The sequence below is a fragment of the Roseomonas sp. SRI_022 genome (genome assembly GCF_057586215.1).
Genome location: NZ_JBYCZL010000025.1, coordinates 17,376 through 36,483, shown reverse-complemented (window position 1 = coordinate 36,483; position 19,108 = coordinate 17,376). Strand labels below are relative to the sequence as shown.

Here is a 19,108-nt window from a genome sequence, read left to right as displayed (position 1 = left end):
CCCTTGCGCCGGTTTCCGGTCTAGAGCCGCAGGCATGACAGGCGCGCCGAGCCAGAACCGCAAGCCCCTTCGTTCCGCGGAGGGTGCGACTCCCGCTATCGCCCAGTGGTTCGCCGCCAAGGCCGCCCATCCCGAAGCGCTGATCTTCTTCCGCATGGGCGACTTCTTCGAAATGCTATTCGAGGACGCCGAGATCGCCTCCGCCGCGCTCGACATCGCGCTGTCCTCCCGCGGCGAGCACCAGGGGGAGAAGGTCGCGCTCTGCGGCGTTCCGGCCCATGCGGTGGATCTCTACCTCGCCCGGCTGATCCGCCAGGGCCATCGCGTCGCCATCTGCGACCAGACCGAGACGCCCGAGGAGCAGAAGCGCCGCAAGGCGCCGACCATCCGCCGCGAGGTCACGCGCCTCGTCACCCCCGGCACGGTGACCGAGGAAGCCTTGCTGGAAGCAAGCCGCCCGGCCTGGCTGCTGGCGCTCGCCCCGCAAGGCGATGCGTTGGGCGCGGCCTGGCTCGACGTGACGACCGGCGCCTTCGCCACCGAGCACTTGGCCGCGGTGGAACTGTCGGCGCTGCTGGCACGGCTGGAACCGGCCGAGATCCTCGCTCCGGAGGAGTTCGCCCGCGACCCTGCCTTGCTGCCGCTGGCCGAACGTGTCGCGCATATCGCTGTCCCGCGCGACGGCGCAAGGCGCCTCGCCGAGGCCTTCGCCGTCGCCACGCTGGACGGCTTCGGCAGTTTCAGCGCCGAGGAAATCGCCGCCGCCGCCATGGCGGTGGACTATGTCCGCCTGACCCAGGCCGGCGGCCTGCCGCGCCTGTCCCCGCCCGTGCCGGCCGGCGGGCGCGGCGTGCTGCAAATGGATGGCGCGACGCGGCGCAGCCTCGAGATCCTGCGCAGCGAGCGTGGCGATCCGCGCCATGCGCTGCTCGGTGCGGTGGATCGCACCGTGACGCCGGCCGGGGCGCGGGAACTCGCCGCGCGCTTGGCCTCACCGCTCGCGGACGCCGGACCGATCGCCGCGCGACATGATGCGGTCGCCTTCCTGCTCGCCGCCGATGCGCTACGCGGGGCGCTGCGGGCGGCGTTGAAGGGCGCGCCTGACATGGCGCGCGCCCTCGCCCGCCTATCGATCGACCGCTTCGCCCCGCGCGACCTCGGCGCCATCCGCGAGGGCCTGGCACGGGCTGAGGCGATGGAGGCCGCCCTCGCTGACGCCGCCGGCGTGCCGCCGATCCCCGCCTTGGTCGCCGCCGCCCGCACCGCGTTGCGCCCAGCCGAAAGCCCGCGCGCCGAATTGTTGCGCGCGCTGGCCGATCCGCTGCCCGCGCGGCTGGACGATGGCGGCCTCGTCGCCCCTGGCTACGACGGTGAACTCGATGCGCTGCGGCGCCTGCGCGACGGTGCACGGGAGGCGATCGCTGCCCTGCAGATGGACCTCGCCCAGGCCTGGGGCGTGGCGAGCCTCAAGATCCGCCACCACCAGCAATTCGGTTTCCTGGCGGAGGTTCCCGCCGCCGCCGGCGAGAAGCTGCTGCGCGAAGGTGCGAAGGAGGGTCCGCAGGCCCCAGTGCATCGCCAGACCATGGCGAATGCCATGCGCTTCACCTGCGCGGCGCTCGCCGAACTGGACCGCAAGGTGGCCGAGGCCGGGGAGCAGGCAGGAAAGCGCGAACGCGTAATCGCCCAGCATCTGCGCCGCCTGTGCCTGGCCGCCGCGCCGGGCATCGCGGCGGCGGCGACGGCCATGGCGGAGCTCGATGTTCATGCTGCGGCGGCAGAACTCGCCGCCGACGGAAGCTGGTGCCGGCCGGAAATGACCGACCGCGCCGACTTCACCGTTGCCGCCGCGCGGCATCCGGTGGTGCAGGCGGCGCTCGCCCGCGCGCGTGGGCCGGCCTTCGTGCCGAATGACTGCGACCTGTCGGCGGGGCGGAGGCTCTGCCTGCTCACCGGCCCGAACATGGCCGGTAAATCGACCTTCCTGCGGCAGAACGCGCTGCTGGTGATCCTCGCCCAGGCCGGGCTGTTCGTGCCAGCCGAGGCGGCGCGGCTCGGCCTCGTGGACCGTCTGTTCTCCCGTGTCGGCGCGGCGGACGACATCGCCGGCGGGCGATCGACCTTCATGGTCGAGATGGCCGAGACCGCGGCGATCCTGAACCAGGCGACCGCCCGATCATTGGTCGTGCTGGACGAGGTCGGGCGCGGCACCGCGACCTGGGATGGCCTCGCCATCGCATGGTCCGTGCTGGAGGCGCTGCACGACCGCATCCGCTGCCGCACCATCTTCGCCACCCATTTCCATGAATTGACGGCGCTGGCCGGGAAGCTGCCGGAACTCGCCCCCGCCACCATGCAGGTGCGCGAATGGCGCGGGGAGGTGGTGTTCGAGCACCGCGTCGGCCCCGGTGCTGCCGAGAAATCCTGGGGCGTGCACGTCGCCCGCCTGGCCGGCGTGCCGCGGCCCGTGCTGACCCGCGCGCAGGAGGTGCTGAAGGCACTTGAGGCCCGCGCGCGCGGTCTCGATCCGCTGTCGGACGAGTTGCCACTCTTCGCCCGGGCTGCCCCGGCCGAGGCCCCACCACCCCCCGAGCACCCCGCTTTGGCCGCGCTCGCGGATCTCGACGCCGATGCACTCAGCCCGCGAGAAGCGCTCGATGCGCTCTACTCATTGAAATCGCTGCTGGGGCCTGTCGCGAAAGCGACGGAATAGGTAGTGTTCCGCCCGATGACATCCCTGGACGACGCCGGCCCCGACACCGGACCCGCCGAGGGCCCGGCCCGGCGCCCGGCTCCGGTGGCGGGCGAACCCCCTGTCGTTATCGCCAACCTGCTCGCGGAGCTGATCCCCGACGGGCGGCCGGTGCTGCGCGAGGAAGCGGTGACGCTGCTGCGCCGGCACCTTGGCCGCATCCAGAACCGTGTCCAGCAGGTCTTCGAGGCGCATGAGATCACCGGCCTGCCGGCGGCACGCTGGCTTGCCTCCCTGACCGACACGGTGATGGTCGGCATTCGCGCCTATACCGACGCGACCCTGCCGCCCGCACCCGGGGAGAAGCCCTGGGCCCTGGTCGCGACGGGCGGATACGGGCGCGGCGTGCTCGCGCCGTTCTCGGACATCGACCTGCTGTTCCTGACCGATGCCGGCATGGGCGCGCGCGGCAAGCAGTCGGTGGAGTTCATGCTCTACCTGCTGTGGGACCTCGGGCTGAAGGTTGGCCATGCGACGCGGTCCCGCGCCGATTGCCTGGTGGATGCCAAGGGTGATGCGACGGTGCTGACCGCGCTGCTCGATGCGCGGCACATCGCCGGGGACGAGGCCGTGTTCCAGCGCTTCGCGGCGGCCTTCCGCAGCGCGCGCGCGGAATGGGGCCTGACACCCTTCCTGATCGCCAAGCGCGCCGAACGCCAGCAGCGCCACGCGCGCTACGGCGAAAGCCCGTTCCTGGTCGAACCGCATGTGAAGGAAGGCCGTGGCGGGCTGCGCGACCTGCAGACGCTCTACTGGCTCGCGCGATACGCCTTCAACGTGCAGCGCATGCCCGAACTGGTCGGCCCGCACAGCCCCGGCGGGGGGCTGCTGACCGCCGAGGAAGCGCGCGCCATCCGCCGCGCCTGGGATTTCTTCTGGACCGTCCGCTTCCATCTGCACATCGTCACCGGCCGCGCCGAGGAACGCCTGACCTTCGACCTCCAGCCCGTCGTCGGCGCCCGCATGGGCTACACGCGCCACGGCCTGCAGGACGGCGTCGAGCGCTTCATGAAGCACTTCTTCCTGATGGTGCGGGACGTGGCGCGCTTCACCCGCATCCTGGAACCGGCGATCGAACGTGCTTCGCTCGGCCCGCCCGCGGTGGTGCCCGCCTCCGACAAGGCGCTGACGGAAGCGGGCTTCGCGCTGGCGGACGGCAAGGTGATCGCCGCACCCGGCCACGACTTCACCATCGACCCCGTGCTGATGCTGCGCATCTTCCGCATGGCGCGCGACCGCGGGCTCGACATCCACCCCCTCGCCTTCCGCGCCATTGTCCGCCACGCACGGCACGTCGCCCGGCTGCGCGGGGAGAAGGAGGCGAGCGACGAGTTCCTCGACCTGCTCTCCGGGCGCGATCCGGCAACCTGGCTGCGCATGATCAATGAGGCGGGGCTGATTTCCCGCCTGCTGCCGGACTGGTCGCGCATCGTCGGGCTGATGCAGTTCGACACCTACCATGTGTTCACCGTCGATGAGCACACGATCGAGGCGGTGGGCGTGCTCGCCGCGCTGGAACGCGGCGAGCTGAATGAGGTCGCGCCGGTCGCCTCGGAACTGATCGGCCAGTTGCAGTCCCGTCGCGCACTCTACGTCGCGGTACTGCTGCATGACATCGCCAAGGGGCGCGGCGGCGACCATTCGGAACTCGGCGCCGAGCTGGCCCAGACCATCTGCCCGATGCTGGGCATGACGCCGGAGGAGACGGAGACCGTTTCCTGGCTCGTGCTGCATCACCTGATGATCAGCCAGACCGCCTTCAAGCGCGACATCGAGGACCCCAAGACCATCCTCGACATCGCCGAGGTGGTGCAGTCCCCCGAACGCCTCCGCCTGCTGCTGGTGCTGACGGTCGCCGACATGCGCGCCGTCGGGCCAAAGGTGTGGAACGGCTGGAAGGCGACGCTGCTGCGCGAACTGTATTGGCGCGTCGCGGAAGTGCTCGCCGGCGGGCTGTCGGTGCCCGAGCGCGACGTGCGTGTCGCCCGCGCGAAGGAAGCCGCGGCGATGCTGCTGTCCGACCGGCCGAAAGCCGAGGTCACGGCCTTCCTGGAACTCGGCTACCCCGGCTACTGGCTGTCCTTCGACCCCGAGACGCATGCGCGCCACGCGGCGATGATCCAGGAGGCGAAGGAAGCCAAGGCGCCGCTGACCGTGCGCACCCGCGTGCTGGAAAGCCGAGCCGTCACCGAGGTGACGGTCTACTGCACCGACCATCCCGGCCTGTTCAGCAAGATCGCCGGCGCGCTGGCCGTCGCCGGCGCGACCATCGTCGATGCGCGCATCCACACCATGACCGATGGCATGGCGCTCGACACCTTCTGGGTGCAGGACGCGCAGGGTGGCGCTTTCGAGGCGCCGCACCGCCTCGCGCGGCTGTCCGTGCTGGTGGAACAATCCCTGTCCGGCCGGTTGAAGCTGCGCGAGGAAATCCGCAAGCTGAAGCGCGAACCCGCTCGGCTGCGCGCGGTGACCGTGCCGCCGCGCGTGGTGATCGACAACCACGCGTCCAACACCCACACCGTCATCGAGGTGAACGGGCGCGACCGGCCCGGCCTGCTGCACGACGTCACCGCGGCCATCAGCGACCAGGGGCTGCAGATCGCCTCGGCGCACATCACCACCTATGGCGTGCGGGCGGTGGACGTCTTCTACGTGAAGGACGTGTTCGGGCTGAAGGTCGAGAACGACCGCAAGCTCGCGACGCTGCGCCGCGCGCTGGAGGTGTCGCTGGAGAGCGCGGAGAAGCCAGGCGTGGGCGGCATGGCGACGCGGGCGATCGCGGGGCAGGCTTAGGCGCTGCTGGAGGGGCGTCGCCCCTCCAGACCAGCCCGCCAAAGGTCGGCGGGCCTTTGGAATGCGGTTTCCGGCGCTGGACGTGGTGGGCACGGTAAGCCGGCGTCACTTGCGGCCCATGCGACGGCGCTCCCTGAAAATCGACGTCAGTTGGTGCAGTCCGGCAGGCCAGGGAGGGCGGGACTTTGTTCCCATCCAGGTCGTCGGCTTTGCGAAGAATACATAGGCAACTGCCAAACTAATCGTTGACTCGCGCCGTCAGTGCGCATCACTTAGGCATATGCTTAACCAAAGCCCCGTGCTCGACCGAATGTTCCACGCGCTCGCCGACGCCAGTCGTCGCAGCATGATCGAACGGTTGAGCCGTGGCCCGGCAACTGTCAGCGACCTCGCCGGGCCGCTGGCCATGACGCTGCCCTCGGTGATGCAGCATCTGCAGGTCCTTGAGGCGAGCGGCCTCGTGCGCTCGGAAAAGATCGGTCGCGTGCGGACCTGCGAACTTGAGCCCAAGGCCCTGAGCGAGGCGGAACGCTGGATCGGCGCGCGTCGCGCCATCTGGGAAGGCCGGCTCGATCGCCTCGGCGATTTTCTCGCCGAGCTTTCCCCCTCGAACCCTGACACAGGAGATCGATCATGACCGCACAGCACGCTGTCACCCACGCCTCCTTCACGATCGAGCGCATGTACGCCGCGCCGCCGGCAATGGTCTTCGCCGCCTTCGGCGATCCGGCCGCCAAGCGTCGCTGGCTGATCGAGGGGGACGGCTTCACCGTCGAATCCTACGAGCCGGCCTTCGGGGTCGGCGCGGCCGAGCGAAGCAGCTTCCGCTTCCAGGGCGGCCCGCTCATCCGCAACAGCACGGTCTACATGGACGTCCTGCAGGACCGCCGCATCATCTTCACCTATTCGATGACGCTCGAGGACAAGCCTATGTCCACCTCGCTCGTGACGGCACTGTTCGTGCCGGAGGGCGAAGGCACGCGCCTCGTCTTCACGGAACAGGGCGCCTATCTGGCGGGGTTCGACGATGTCGCCGGGCGCGAGCATGGCACGCGTGAATTGCTCGATGCGCTCAGCAGGGAACTGGAGCAACAGGCGGCCGCAGCCTGAAAGCGGGGCCAAACCAACCGCCGGACGGTGACGATGGGCAGGCCGGTTCGGACCTGCGCCTCGTCGATTTGGAATGGGCAACCGCCTCGCGCCCGATACGGTCACACCAAGCGGGCGCCTCCCAACAATCCAGGCGCGTGACGCGATGGAACGTCAGCCGCGCCGTGCCGCCTCGATCGCCGCGACGTCGATCTTTTTCATCGTCATCATCACTTCGAAAGCGCGTCTTGCTTCCTCGCCGCCTTTCGCCATCGCTTCCGTCAGCACCCGCGGCGTGATCTGCCAGGAAATTCCCCAGCGATCCTTGCACCAGCCGCAAGCACTCTCCTGGCCGCCATTGCCCACGATGGCATTCCAATAACGGTCCGTCTCCTCCTGGTCGTCGGTGGCGATCTGGAAGGAGAAGGCTTCGGTCTGCTTGAAGGCTGGCCCGCCATTCAGGCCGAGGCAGGCAACGCCCGCGACGGTGAATTCGACCGTCAGCACGTCGCCCTTCTTGCCGGACGGGTAGTCGCTGGGTGCGTGGTGAACGGCACTGACCGCGCTATCGGGAAAAGTCTCGGCGTAGAAACGGGCGGCGGCCTCGGCGTCCTTGTCGTACCAGAGGCAGATCGTATTCTTTGCCATCGTGCTTGTTCTCCCTTTGGAGAGAACCTAAGCACTCTCCCGATCTGGATCGAGCGCCGCCCGGAACAATTTCCCTTTACCCCACCGGCACGCCCTTCGTCGTCGAATACTCGAAATGCAGCGCCTCGCCGGGGAATACCCTCGGATGGATCGCATGCGCGGCCATCGCCGCCTCGCTGAATCCCTGCAGGATCAGCTTCAGCTTGCCCGGATAGGTCGCGATGTCGCCGATCGCGAAGACGCCATCGACATTCGTCGCACAGGTCGCCGGCGTCACGGCAATGTGGTGCTTCTCAAGCCCGAGCCCCCAATCGGCGATCGGGCCGAGCTCCATCGACAGGCCAAAGAAGGCCAGCAGATGGTCGGCTGGGATGTCGCGTTCCTCGCCCTTCAGCGTCGCGATCGTCACCGCGTCCAGCCGCGAGCCGTCGCCCTTCAGCCCATGCAGCTGATAGGGGATCGCCATCTCGACCTCCCCCTTCGCGGCCGCCGCGTCCAGCTGCGCGGCGGTCTCGGGGGCGGCGCGGAATTTCGGGCGGCGATGCACCACCGTCACCTTCGCGGCTACATCCTTCAGCGACAGCGCCCAGTCCACCGCAGAATCGCCGCCGCCGGCGATGACCACGCGCTTGCCGCGCATCTCTTCCCGCCGCGACACCATGTACCGGATCGCGCCGGACGCCTCATAGCCAGGCAGCCCGTCCAGCGGCGGACGGTTCGGCCCGAAGGCGCCGGCCCCGGCGGCGATGATCACGGCCTTGCAGCGGACTGCGTCCCCGGCAGAGGTGCCGAGGATGATTGTCTGCCCATCCCGCCCCAACGTCTCGACCCGCCGGCCGAGCAGCATGGTCGGCGCGAAGGGTTCGATCTGCTTTTCCAGCTTCTCGATCAGATCCGCCGCGCCGATCGCCGGATGCGCCGGGATGTCGTAGATCGGCTTTTCCGGATACAGCGCGGTGCATTGCCCGCCGACCGCCTCCAGAGCGTCGATGACCACGCTCTTCATGCGCAGCATGCCGCATTCGAACACCGCGAACAGGCCGACAGGCCCCGCGCCGATGATCGCCACATCCGTTTCGATGACGGCCGCCATGGCCACTCCCCCGAATCCCGGCCCGCGTGATAGACGGGCTGGGCCAAGGATCATAGCCGCGCCGTCATTGGCGCCCCCTGTATGCCCCGGACCGTGACACTGGACCTCAAGGATCTTTCCGCCACCCACGCCCTTGCCGCGCGGCTCGCCGGGCTGCTGCGGGCGGGCGATGCCGTGTTGCTCGAAGGCCCTCTGGGCGCGGGGAAAAGCGAGCTGGCGCGCGCCGTGCTCCGCGCCGCCGCGGGCGATCCAGCATTGGAAGTGCCGAGCCCCACTTTCACCTTGGTACAGTCCTACGACCTGCCGGCCGGCGCGGCGCATCATTTCGACCTCTACCGGCTGGACGGGCCGGCCGGGCTCGACGAGCTCGGCTGGGACGAGGCGCTGGAGGGCATCGTCCTGGTGGAATGGCCGGACCGGCTCGGCGCGCTGGCACCCGCCGATGCGCTGCGCATCGCCCTGGAGCCCGGGAATGACGAAGACGCCCGGACTGCCCGGCTGACCGGCTGGGACGACCGCCTGAAGGACCTCGCGGCATGAGGGATGCGGCGGCCTTCCTGCATCGGTCCGGTTACGGCGCGGCGGCGTTGGACCACCTGCCGGCCGACGCCTCCCACCGCAGCTACACCCGCCTGCGCGGCGGCCCGCGCCCGGCCATGCTGATGGACGCCCCGCCACCGGAGGATGTCCGTCCCTTCCTCGCCGTCGCACGGCACATCGCGGGCCTCGGCTTGTCCGCGCCCGCGATCCTGGCCGCGGATGAGGAACAGGGCTTCCTGCTGATCGAGGATTTCGGCGACGCGACCCATGCCGCGCTGCTCGACGCCGGCGCCGATCCGCTGCCGCTTTACCTCGAAGCCGCCGAGGCGCTGGCCGCCCTGCACGCCGCCCCGCCGCCCGGCTTCCTGCCGGCCTGGGACCCCGCGACCATGGCGCGGGCCACCGCCGCGACTTTCATGGATTGGTGGTGGCCGGCGGCGATGGGGACGTCCCCCGATGCCGAGGCGCGCGCGCAACTCGATGCCGCGATCCGCGCGATGCTGGCGCCCTTCGCCGATGCCGGCGGCTTCGTGCATCGCGACTATTTCCCGGCGAACCTGATGCGGCTCGACGCCCGCACCGGGCCGCGCCGCACCGGGTTGCTGGATTTCCAGGACGCTGCCATCGGCCATCCGGCCTATGACCTCGTTTCGCTGGTCGAGGATGCACGGCGGGATGTCGCGCCGGACGTCCGTGCGGCCACTATCGCGCGCTACCTCGACGCGCGCGGCGCCATCGACCGTGACGCCTTCGTCGCGGCCACGGCGGTCTGCGCAGCGCAGCGGCATCTGCGCGTCGCAGCACTTTGGGTGCGGCTCGACCGACGCGACCGCAAGCCGCATTACCTGGTGCACGGGCCACGCTGCTGGCGATTGCTGGACCACGCCCTGCTACACCCCGCGACACGCCCGCTGCGTGACTTCCTTGATGAGCGCGTGCCATCCGGCCTGCGCCGCAACCCCGTGGCCGTGACGGAGCCCGCATGATCGCCCTGACCCACGCCATGGTGCTCGCCGCCGGATTGGGCACTCGCATGCGCCCGCTGACCGACAACCGGCCGAAGCCGCTGCTGGAACTCGATGACCGTTCGCTGCTCGACCACGCGCTCGACCGGCTGCAGGCGGAAGGCGTCGGCCAGGCGGTGGTGAACGCCCATTGGTTCGGTGACCAGATCGAAGCCGCCATGGCCCGCCGCGCCGACCCGCGCATCATCCTGCAGAAGGAAGACACGCTGCTCGAGACCGGCGGCGGCGTGACGATGGCGCTGCCGAACCTCGGCAGCGCGCCCTTCGCCGTGGTGAATGGCGACGCCTTCTGGCTGGATGGGCCGACGCCGGCTCTCAGGCGCCTGTCCGCCGCCTTCGACCCCGCCGAGATGGACGCGCTGCTGCTGATGGTCCGCACCACCCAGGTCGAAGGTGTCGTCGGCAAAGGCGATTTCCTGATCGACCCGATCGGGCGCATGCGCCGGCCGAAGGAACGGGAGATCGCACCCTACCTCTACGCCGGGGTGCAGATCCTCTCCCCCGCGCTGTTCGCCGATGCGCCTGCCGGGGCTTTCAGCCTGAACCGGCTTTATGACCGCGCCATCGAGAATGGCCGCCTGTACGGGCTGGTCCATGACGGGGTGTGGTTCCACCTCTCGACGCCCGAGGACCTGGAACAGGCCGAGGCAACGCTGCGGGCGGGGCTGGCGCGGGCGCTGTTCTGATGGGCGGCGGGTGTGCCTCGGAGGAGGGCTCCGCCCTCCCCCGAACCCCCTCCCGCCAAGGGCTTAAGGCCCTTGGATCCCCTGACTTCAATCCGGGATGTTGGAGAGGGACAGAGCCCCTCTCCAAGACCGGCCGATGAACCTCTACGCCATCCCGCCTTCGGCGCCGTTCCTCGATACGCTCGCCGCTGGCCTGCTGGCCCGCCTCCCCTCCGATGAGCCGGCGGCCCTCGCCCGCGCGACACTACTGCTGCCGACGCGTCGTGCCGCGCGTGGGCTGCGGGAGGCCTTCCTGCGCGCCGCCGACGGCCGTGCCCTGCTGCTCCCGCGGATGCGGGCGCTCGCCGGCCTGTCCACCGAGGAAGCGGACGAACTGGCCCTGCCGGACCTGCTCGACCTGCCACCGGCGGTCGCGCCGCTGACGCGGCAATCGGTGCTGGCGGCGATGGCGCAGCGCATCCCGCGCCGGCATGGCGGGCCGTCCACGCCGGAACAGGCTTGGCTGCTTGCCGGTGAACTGGCGCGGCTGTTCGATGAGATCGCGCTCGAGGAACGCGACCTCGACATGCTGGAACACGCGGCACCCGAGGATTTCGCCGACGCCTGGCTGGCGCGGCTGGATGGGCTGGTGCCGGATCGGCACGCAGCGCATTGGCAGATCACCACGGCGGTGCTTCGCGCGGCGGCGCAGGACTGGAATGGCTGGCTGACCAATCGCAGCCTGCTGGACATCGGGGTGCGCCGCGTGAAGGCGCTGGCTGCGCAGGCGGCGGCCTGGCGCGATGCGCCGCCGGAGCACCCGACCATCGCGGCAGGTATCGGCGCCGGCGGCACCATCCCGGCGGCGGCGGAACTGCTGCGCGTGCTGGCGGCTGCGCCACAGGGGGCCGTTGTCCTGCAGGGCCTGCCGGAACCGATGGATGCCGCGCTGTGGGACGCGGTGCGCGAAGCCCCGACGCATCCACTCGCGGGCCAGGCGCGGCTGCTCAAGGCCATGGGGGCGGGTCCCGCCGATCTTCGCACCTGGCACGACCCGGCCCCGGCGGGTGCCGCACCGGACCGCTCCGTGCTGCTCGGCCGCGCGCTGACCCCGGCCGAGGGCCTGCCGGCCTGGACCGAACGCGACCGGCCGCGCTGGTCGGCCGCCATGGCCGGGCTGTCGCGACTGGTCGCCGCCGATGCGCAGCAGGAAGCCGCCGCCATCGCGTTGCTGCTGCGGGAGAGCATCGAGACGCCGGGCGAGTGCGCCGCGCTGATCACGCCGGATCGCGACCTCGCGCGCCGTGTCTCGGCGGAACTCTCGCGCCACGGCATCACGGCCGACGATTCCGCCGGCGAGCCGCTGGCCGAAACGCCCGCCGCCGCGTTCCTGCGCCTGATCGGCCGCGTGGTCGCCGAAGGCTTCGCGCCCGTGCCGCTGCTCGCGGTGCTGAAGCACCCGCTCTGTGCCGGCGGGATGGACCGCACCGATTGGGTGGTCGCGGCGCGACAGTTGGAACGGGCGGCGCTGCGTGGGCCCCGGCCCGCGCCGGGGCTCGCGGGGCTGCGCGCTTCTGTACGGGCAGTGAAGGGGGATGCGCTGACCGGTGTCGCGGCGCTGCTCGATGCGCTGGACGCCACGCTGGCCGGCTTCACCGACCTGCCCGACAGCCCGGCGTGCCCACCGGCCGACCTGTTGCGCGCGCATATGGACGCCGCCGAGGCGCTGGCCGCCACGCCGGACCTGCCGGGCGGGCTGCGCCTCTATGCCGGGGAGGAGGGTGAGCCCCTGGCGCGCCACCTGCACGACCTGACCGAGGCGCTGCCGCACCTGCCGCCCATCGCGCCGGCCGACTGGCCCGATCTGTTCGAGGCCGCGCTCGCCGGCCCGGTCGCGCCATCGCTGCGCGCCACGCGCGGGCGGGGCGATGCGGCACATCCGCGCATCGCGATCCTGGGATTGCTGGAAGCGCGGCTGCAATCCTTCGACCGCGTCGTGCTCGGCGCGCTGGAGGAGAATGCCTGGCCGCAGGCGACCGACCCCGGCCCCTGGATGTCGCGCCCGATGCGCGCCGCCTTCGGCCTGCCGGAACCCGAGGCGCGGATCGGCCGTGTCGCCGCGGATTTCCTGTTCGCCGCCGCCGCCGCGCCGCAGGCGGTGCTGTCCACGGCGGCGCGCCGCGGCGGGTCGCCCACCGTGCCGGCGCGCTGGCTGGTGCGGCTCGACACCTTCCTGGCGGGGCAGGACGGGCTGGCACTGGCTGCCTCGCCCGCCGCGTCCTGGGCGGCCGCGCTGGATGCGCCGGAATCCGTCACGCCCATCCCTCGCCCCGCGCCCGCGCCGCCACCGGCGCTGCGGCCACGGCGGCTGACGGTGTCCGACGCCGCGCTGCTGATCGCCGACCCTTATGCCTTCTACGCGAAGCGCGTGCTGCGGCTGAACCCGCTCAAGGATCTGGAGGAGGAGGTTGGCGCGATCGACTACGGCATGCTGGTGCATGCGGCGATGGCGGGCTTCCTGCGGGCCGTCGGCACCGGCTGGCCGGGGACGGACGCCGCGCTGGCGGCCTGGGCGAAGGCCAGCGAGGCCGCCCTCGATGCCTATCGCGACCGGCCGGGCATCCTGGCCTTCTGGACGCCGCGCTTGGCCAATATCGGCGCCTTCGTGCTGGAGCAGGAGGCCGAACTGCGTGCGCAGGGCGCCCTGCGCGCCTGCTTGGTGGAGGTGAAGGGCCAGGCGATGCTGCGCCTGCCCGGCGGCGAGATCGAGGTCGAGGCGCGCGCCGACCGGCTGGACCAGTTGCCGGCCGGTGGCTGGCGCGTGGTGGACTACAAGACCGGCACGGTGCCTCGGCCAAAGGACCTCGCCGGCGGCGGTGCCCCGCAGCTGCCGATCGAGGCTTGGCTGCTGGAACAGGGTGCCTTCGCCGGGACGGAGGGCGGCGTTGTCTCCGACCTGCTGTACTGGCGGCTGACGGGCGGGGAGCAGGCCGGGGAGGTCAAGCCGCTCGGCGCCGCCGCCGAGGATGGCACGCCCTTCGCCGAGATGGCGCGCGACCGGCTGGTGGACCTCGCCGAGAAATGGCTGCTGGGCGCAGCACCATTCACCTCCCGGCCGCATCCTTCCCGCAGCGCCGCCGGTGGCGATTACGACCACCTGGCCCGCATCGAAGAATGGTCAGCCGGCACGCCGGACGCCGGATAACCGCGGTCCAGGGGGCCGCTGCCCCTGGCGGGGTGGCCCGGAGGGGCGGCGCCCCTCCGGCTCTACAACCCCAGCAACGCGTCCAGTTCCGTCCAAGCCGCGAAGGGTTCCGCCCCATGCGCGGCCAGCACGCCGCGCGGCGTTTCGTGCGCGAAGCCGAGCACGCGGCAGCCGGCCGCGACGCCCGCGCGCACGCCGGGCACGCTGTCCTCGATCACCACGCAATCCTGCGGCGCGGCACCGCAGGCCGCCGCCGCGGCGAGGTATATGTCGGGATAGGGCTTGGGCCGGTCCACATCCTCGAAGGAAAAGATGCGCCCGGCGAAGACGGTCGCGAGGCCGAGCGAGCGCATCTTCGCCACCAGTTCCAGGCGCCCGGAGTTCGACGCGACGGCCACTGCGATCCCGGCGCCGACGACGCGGTGCACGGCCTCGACCGCACCGGGCATGGGGGGCGTGCGCTCGGTCATCTCAAGGGCGATGAGGCCCGAGATCTCCTCCACCCAGCCTGGCGGCAATGGGCCGATGCGGGCTTCGATGCGCGGCACCATGTCGGGCAGGGAAAGGCCGAGGAATGTCTCGCGCGACTGCACGGCGGTCATCGGCCAGCCGAGTGCAGTGATCTGGTCCGCGACCAGCGCGTTCACCAGCATCTCGCTGTCAGCGAGCACACCGTCGCAGTCGAACAGGACGGCGCGCGGGGTCATGCCGCGGCCTGCGTCGTCGCGCGGGCCCGGGCATGCGGGCAGTCGCCGTGCTGCTTCGGGCATTGCCGCGCGCCGGCGAAGGAACAGAGTGGCCGGCCGGATCCCAGTGCACCGCGCGCGAGATCGGCCAGGGCAGCGATGAAGGCCGGGTCGCTGTTCTGCGCGGGGACGCGGAAATAGCCGGGCACGCCGAGCTTGTGCGCGACCTCCGCGTATTCGACGTCGAGCTCGACGAGGGTTTCCGAATGCTCCGAGACGAAGGCGATCGGGCAGATCAGAAGGGCGACTTTGTCATGCGCGGCGCGTTCGATCTCGGCCTCGGTGGATGGGCCGATCCAGACCTGCGGCGTGACGCGCGATTGGTAGCAGATGGTGTGGTCCAGCCCGTCCATCGCCAGCGCCCCGACCACGGATGCGACCGTCTGCTCGACCTGCCACTGGTACGGATCGCCGGCCTTCACGATGCTCTCGGGCAGTCCGTGGGCGGAGAACAGCACGCGCAGCGGCACATCCGCCGGCAGCGCGGCACGGGCCTTGGCATGGGCGTCCCGCACCAGCGCGGCCGTCGCTGCGGCGAAGCCGCCGTGGGAATGCCAGCAGCACAGCGTGGTGGTCGGCACCGACAGCCCGATGGCGTGGCAGGCATCGTCCCAGGCCGTGACGGAGCTGCCGGTCGTCGTGGTGGAATATTGCGGGTAGAGCGGCAGCAGCAGCACCTCGTCCGGTGCCCAGGCCTGGACCGCGCGCGCAGCGGCGTCGCTCAGCGGATGCCAGTAGCGCATGGCGACGAAGCAGCGCGCCTCGATCGCGGGATCGCCGGCGAGTGCGCCTTCCAATGCACGGGCCTGCTCCTCCGTCAGTTCCAGCAGCGGGGACCGCCCGCCGAGGATCGCGTAGTTCTCCATCGCCGGCTTGGTCCGTCGCCAGGCGATGAAGCGCCCGAGCCAGGGCCGCACGAAGCCCGGCACACGCAGGATGGCCGGGTCGGTGAACAGGTTGGTCAGGAAGGGCTGCACGGCCTCCGGGCGGTCGGGACCGCCCAGGTTGAACAGCACGATGGCGACGCGGCGCTTGGTCATGGTGCTGGCCCAGATGACGCGGGTGGGCCCCGCGTCAAGGCCGGGCGTGCCTCAGGCGTTCGCCATGGGAACGCTGGAGGGCTGGCCGCGGCGCGACTGCCACAGCTGCACGAAGTCGATCGGCGCCAGCAGCACCGGCGGGAAGCCGCCGTCGCGCGTCACATCGGCGAGGATGTTGCGGGCGAAGGGGAACAGCAGGCGCGGGCATTCGACCAGCAGCACCGGCTCCAGCATCTCGGCCGGCACGCCGTTCAGGGTGAAGATGCCGCAATAGACCAACTCGGCGATGAAGGCGGTCTTCGCGTCGTTCGTTTTGGCGTCGGCGCGGATCTGCAGGGAGATCTCGTAGGTCTCCTGCCCTTCTTGCAGTCGGCGCGCCTGGACGTCGAGCGCGATGTCGATCCGTGGCGCCTCGCGCAGGTTCAGGTAGATCTCGGGTGCGCCCGGAACCTCGAAGGACAGGTCCTTGGTGAATTGCAGGTTCAGCACCACCGGGCCGGTGGCGGGATTGGCGGCCCCATTGGCGCCCCCGTTGGCGCCTGGGGGAAGGATCGGCTGGTCGGACATGGCGGGGCCTCTCGGATCGGGCGCGCCGGGCGCGCCGGAAGGATGGCGGCGCGGTTAGCACGCGCGGCCGGGGGCGGCAAACGGGCGCGTTTCGTCTCGCGCGCGGCATGGCGGGCGTTCTAGGCTTGGCGCAAAGCGGCCGCGACGGCGGCCGAAGGGGAGGAATTCGACATGCCGCCTTATACGCCGGGCCGCCGCGCCCTGATCGGAGCGGCCGCCGCCGCGCTCGCCGCGCCGCGCCTCGCCGCCGCGCAGGACGTCTGGCCCAGCCGGCCGGTCCGCTACATCAACCCCTATACCGCCGGCGGGCCGACCGACACGCTGTCGCGCCAGCTCTGCCAGAAGCTGTCCGAACTCTCGGGCCAGCAGTTCGTGGTCGAGAACCGCACCGGATCGGGCGGGCTGGTCGGCAACCAGGCGATCGCGCAAGCCACGCCGGATGGCTACACGATCGGGCTCGGGGGCATCGCCTCCCACGCCATATCGCCCACGCTCTATGCGCGGATGCCCTTCGACGCGCAGAAGGACTTCACCCTCGTCACCGGCATCTGGCGGCTGCCCAACCTGCTGGTGGTGAACAACGACCTCCCGGCGCGATCGGTGCCGGAACTGATCGCATTCCTGAAGGCCAATCCAGGCAAGTACTCCTATGCCTCAGCCGGGGCGGGGACGACGCTGCATATCGCCGGAGCCATGCTCGCCACCATGGCGGGCGTCGAGATGACGCATGTGCCCTATCGCGGCAGCGCTGCCGCCTATCCGGACATCATCGCCGGGCGGGTGCACATGATCCTCGACAACATCCCCGGTGCGCTGGCCCAGGCGCGGGAGAACCGGGTGCGCGCGCTCGGCGTCACCTCGGCGGATCGCAGCCCGGTGGTGCCGGACGTGCCGTCGATCGCCGAGACGCTGCCCGGCTACGACATGTCGTCCTGGACCTGCATCTGCGGCCCGGCCGGGCTGCCGCGCGCGGTCGTGCAGCGCATGTCCGAGCTGTCCCGCCGCGCCCTGGAATCGGAGGATTTGAAGCGGCAATACCTGGAGCAGGGTTCCACCGCCTGGTGGACCACGCCGGAACAGATCGCCGATTTCCGCGCGGCGGAGGAACGGCGGCTCGCGCCGATCATCCGGGCGTCGGGGGCGCGGGTGGAGTAGGTCCGCTCACGACGGGTCCCGGACGATCCAGGTCCCCAGGAAGCGCGTCACCACAAGGCCATCCCGCAGATGTGGCGTGCACAGGCGCGGTGCGTCCCAGCATTGGCCACCCTGTACTGGGACATGGATCGGCAGGCCGGCCAGGTTGCCACCTGACTCGACAGCGACCGTCGGCAAGCGGACCGGCCCGGTGTCGAGCAGCCGCCGGAGGGGCGAGCCGGCGAGAGCCAACACCACCGCCATGGCGATGCCGAGTGCGACGCCGGTCCGGAACCGCGCCTGCGCCAATCTGGCAAGGATACCGCCCGGATACGCCACGGCCCCTTCGGCGTGCCGCCAGCCGACCGGCGCGACCTGTGCGATGGCCAGTAGTAGCGGCAGCACCAGCCAGCTCTGGCCGTATCGCACCAGCGGCGCGGTGAGGAACCAGAAGGCGATGCCCGCCAGCGCGACACCGGTCAGAAGCAACATGTCCGTCCGCGCAGCCGGCGGCAGCAGGTCCCCCACAGTCACCAGCCGCAGCAGCAGCAACCGGGCCGCCAGCAGCACGACGGCAACCCCGCAGAGCACCAGGACGGTCGTGAACGCGGGCTCGATTCGCAGCCTCGCCGCCCAGTCAGGAAGCCAGGACCAATCGGCCAGCACCAGTTCGGGCGGCGCATCGGGCCGGCGCGCCCAAGACCGCATCCAGTCGAGATCCGTCCGCGCGACGGCCGCATCGATCCGCCAGGGAACCAGCAGGCAGCTCGATGGCTGGGGATAGGCGAGGCAGCCCGAGGTGGCGATGCCACGGCCCAGCCAAGGCAGGCCGATCGCCAGCGCCGCCCCGGCGCCGATGCCGATGCTCCGCAGGGTGATCCAGCCGCGCCGCCAGGCGAGCACCGGCAGAGCCAGCAGCAGCACCACTGGCAGGGCCGAGAGCTTCAGCATCACCGCCAGCGCCACCGCCACCCACAACATGGCCACGATGCCGGCCCGCTCCGGGGCATCCGCCGCGCCACCACCAAGATCGGACAGGCGCAGCGCGAGATGGAACGCATAGAGCACCATCAGCGCGCTCGGCAGATCGGTGTTCGGCGTTCCGGCCCAGATGCGCAGGATCAGCAGCGGCGTGAACAGCGCCAGCACGATCGCCAGCAGCCCGAACAGCGTCGAACGCAAGCCGCACCCATCGCCCCGTGCGAGGGCGCGCTGCACCACGCCGAGAGCAACGAAGGCCAGCAGCAGGGCGTTCGTCGTCAACGCCCCGGCCAGGCCCGGGAAGCCGCCGGACAGCAGCGCCGCGGTGGGAAAGACGGTCGAATTGTAGCCGAAGCGCATATGGATGTTCGCGCTGCCGATGATCAGCGGAAACTCCATCGCCTGCCGCACGGCCTGGATGTGGTAGAGCCCGGTGTCGAAATGCCCCCGTGTCGAAGCCGGGATCAAGGCGCCGAGATGCAGGCAGGCGGCGACCATCAACAGCAGCGTGGCCGGCAAGCCCCAGCCGAAGGCCTCGGCCTGGCGGGCGAGACCTCGCCACTGCGCGAGCAGCAGCGCCAGGCCGCCAAGGCAGGCGACAGCGGCCGCGGCACCGCCGAGCGGCACCAAGACATGGATCGTGTTCGCCAGCAGCCCGAGCGCCGCGTAGCCCAGGATGCCGAGATCGCCCACCGTGATCCCGCGTGCCAAGCCCGGGTCCAGCCGATCGGCCAGCCGCAGCACGAGCAGCCCGTAGCCCAAGCACACCAGGGCGGCGAGCAACACGAGCCCGCCGGACATCAGCATGGATCGCCGCCTTCAGGCCG

General features: G+C 70.9%; 15 protein-coding genes. 9 read left to right on the top strand and 6 right to left on the bottom strand.

The genetic code is table 11. The annotated features are described in order from the left end of the window. Window positions 1-34 precede the first annotated feature (34 nt). The 4 genes from mutS to AC2YHJ_RS21430 all read left to right on the top strand — a co-directional run bounded on the left by mutS (window position 35) and on the right by AC2YHJ_RS21430 (window position 6,658). The gene (gene mutS / locus AC2YHJ_RS21445) at window positions 35-2,713 is read left to right on the top strand and encodes a DNA mismatch repair protein MutS (RefSeq protein ID WP_487398211.1); all 2,679 of its coding nucleotides are present in this window, start codon (window positions 35-37) and stop codon (window positions 2,711-2,713) included. Between the two features lie 15 nt (window positions 2,714-2,728). Then, the gene (locus AC2YHJ_RS21440) at window positions 2,729-5,548 is read left to right on the top strand and encodes a [protein-PII] uridylyltransferase (RefSeq protein WP_487398252.1); all 2,820 of its coding nucleotides are present in this window, start codon (window positions 2,729-2,731) and stop codon (window positions 5,546-5,548) included. Window positions 5,549-5,858: 310 nt separating this feature from the next. Then, window positions 5,859-6,185, top strand: a complete 327-nt coding sequence (locus AC2YHJ_RS21435) for an ArsR/SmtB family transcription factor (RefSeq protein WP_487398210.1) — start codon at window positions 5,859-5,861, stop codon at window positions 6,183-6,185. Next, window positions 6,182-6,658, top strand: coding sequence for an SRPBCC family protein (locus AC2YHJ_RS21430; RefSeq protein WP_487398209.1), 477 nt, complete (start codon window positions 6,182-6,184; stop codon window positions 6,656-6,658). The genes AC2YHJ_RS21435 and AC2YHJ_RS21430 overlap by 4 nt, the downstream gene beginning before the upstream one ends. 153 nt (window positions 6,659-6,811) lie before the next feature. On the opposite strand, the gene AC2YHJ_RS21425 is transcribed toward AC2YHJ_RS21430, so the two are convergent. Both AC2YHJ_RS21425 and AC2YHJ_RS21420 read right to left on the bottom strand, forming a co-directional pair. Next, on the bottom strand, window positions 6,812-7,285 hold the full coding sequence (locus tag AC2YHJ_RS21425; protein ID WP_487398208.1) for a VOC family protein: 474 nt from the start codon (window positions 7,283-7,285) through the stop codon (window positions 6,812-6,814). Between the two features lie 76 nt (window positions 7,286-7,361). Continuing rightward, window positions 7,362-8,378, bottom strand: a complete 1,017-nt coding sequence (locus AC2YHJ_RS21420; RefSeq protein WP_487398207.1) for an NAD(P)/FAD-dependent oxidoreductase — start codon at window positions 8,376-8,378, stop codon at window positions 7,362-7,364. An 81-nt stretch (window positions 8,379-8,459) separates the two neighbouring features. On the opposite strand from AC2YHJ_RS21420, the gene tsaE reads away from it, so the two are divergent. The 4 genes from tsaE to addB all read left to right on the top strand — a co-directional run bounded on the left by tsaE (window position 8,460) and on the right by addB (window position 13,813). Next, a complete protein-coding gene (tsaE, locus tag AC2YHJ_RS21415; RefSeq protein WP_487398206.1) occupies window positions 8,460-8,918 on the top strand; it encodes a tRNA (adenosine(37)-N6)-threonylcarbamoyltransferase complex ATPase subunit type 1 TsaE in 459 nt (152 codons plus the stop codon). Beyond that, entirely contained in the window at window positions 8,915-9,904 is a 990-nt protein-coding gene (locus AC2YHJ_RS21410; RefSeq protein WP_487398205.1) for an aminoglycoside phosphotransferase family protein, read from the top strand. The genes tsaE and AC2YHJ_RS21410 overlap by 4 nt, the downstream gene beginning before the upstream one ends. Beyond that, window positions 9,901-10,629, top strand: coding sequence for a nucleotidyltransferase family protein (locus tag AC2YHJ_RS21405; protein WP_487398204.1), 729 nt, complete (start codon window positions 9,901-9,903; stop codon window positions 10,627-10,629). The genes AC2YHJ_RS21410 and AC2YHJ_RS21405 overlap by 4 nt, the downstream gene beginning before the upstream one ends. A gap of 136 nt (window positions 10,630-10,765) precedes the next feature. Then, complete coding sequence (gene addB / locus AC2YHJ_RS21400; RefSeq protein ID WP_487398203.1) at window positions 10,766-13,813, top strand: double-strand break repair protein AddB; 3,048 nt, start codon at window positions 10,766-10,768, stop codon at window positions 13,811-13,813. Between the two features lie 62 nt (window positions 13,814-13,875). Here addB and AC2YHJ_RS21395 read toward each other — a convergent pair whose 3' ends face one another. From AC2YHJ_RS21395 to secB, 3 genes are read right to left on the bottom strand one after another with little or no spacing between them, the layout of a single operon-like run. After that, window positions 13,876-14,520: an HAD family hydrolase gene (locus tag AC2YHJ_RS21395; protein WP_487398202.1), complete on the bottom strand. Its 645-nt coding sequence runs from the start codon at window positions 14,518-14,520 to the stop codon at window positions 13,876-13,878. After that, entirely contained in the window at window positions 14,517-15,599 is a 1,083-nt protein-coding gene (gene hemH, locus AC2YHJ_RS21390; RefSeq protein ID WP_487398201.1) for a ferrochelatase, read from the bottom strand. Before hemH ends, AC2YHJ_RS21395 begins: the two co-directional genes overlap by 4 nt. Window positions 15,600-15,650: 51 nt before the next feature. Further along, window positions 15,651-16,166 (bottom strand): protein-export chaperone SecB, encoded by a 516-nt coding sequence (gene secB, locus AC2YHJ_RS21385; RefSeq protein WP_487398200.1) that lies wholly within the window; start codon window positions 16,164-16,166, stop codon window positions 15,651-15,653. Between the two features lie 171 nt (window positions 16,167-16,337). Here secB and AC2YHJ_RS21380 point away from each other — a divergent pair, with 171 nt between their 5' ends. Then, window positions 16,338-17,321, top strand: a complete 984-nt coding sequence (locus AC2YHJ_RS21380) for a Bug family tripartite tricarboxylate transporter substrate binding protein (protein ID WP_487398199.1) — start codon at window positions 16,338-16,340, stop codon at window positions 17,319-17,321. Window positions 17,322-17,327: 6 nt separating this feature from the next. Here AC2YHJ_RS21380 and AC2YHJ_RS21375 read toward each other — a convergent pair whose 3' ends face one another. After that, the gene (locus AC2YHJ_RS21375) at window positions 17,328-19,088 is read right to left on the bottom strand and encodes a DUF8201 family protein (RefSeq protein WP_487398198.1); all 1,761 of its coding nucleotides are present in this window, start codon (window positions 19,086-19,088) and stop codon (window positions 17,328-17,330) included. Window positions 19,089-19,108 lie beyond the last annotated feature (20 nt).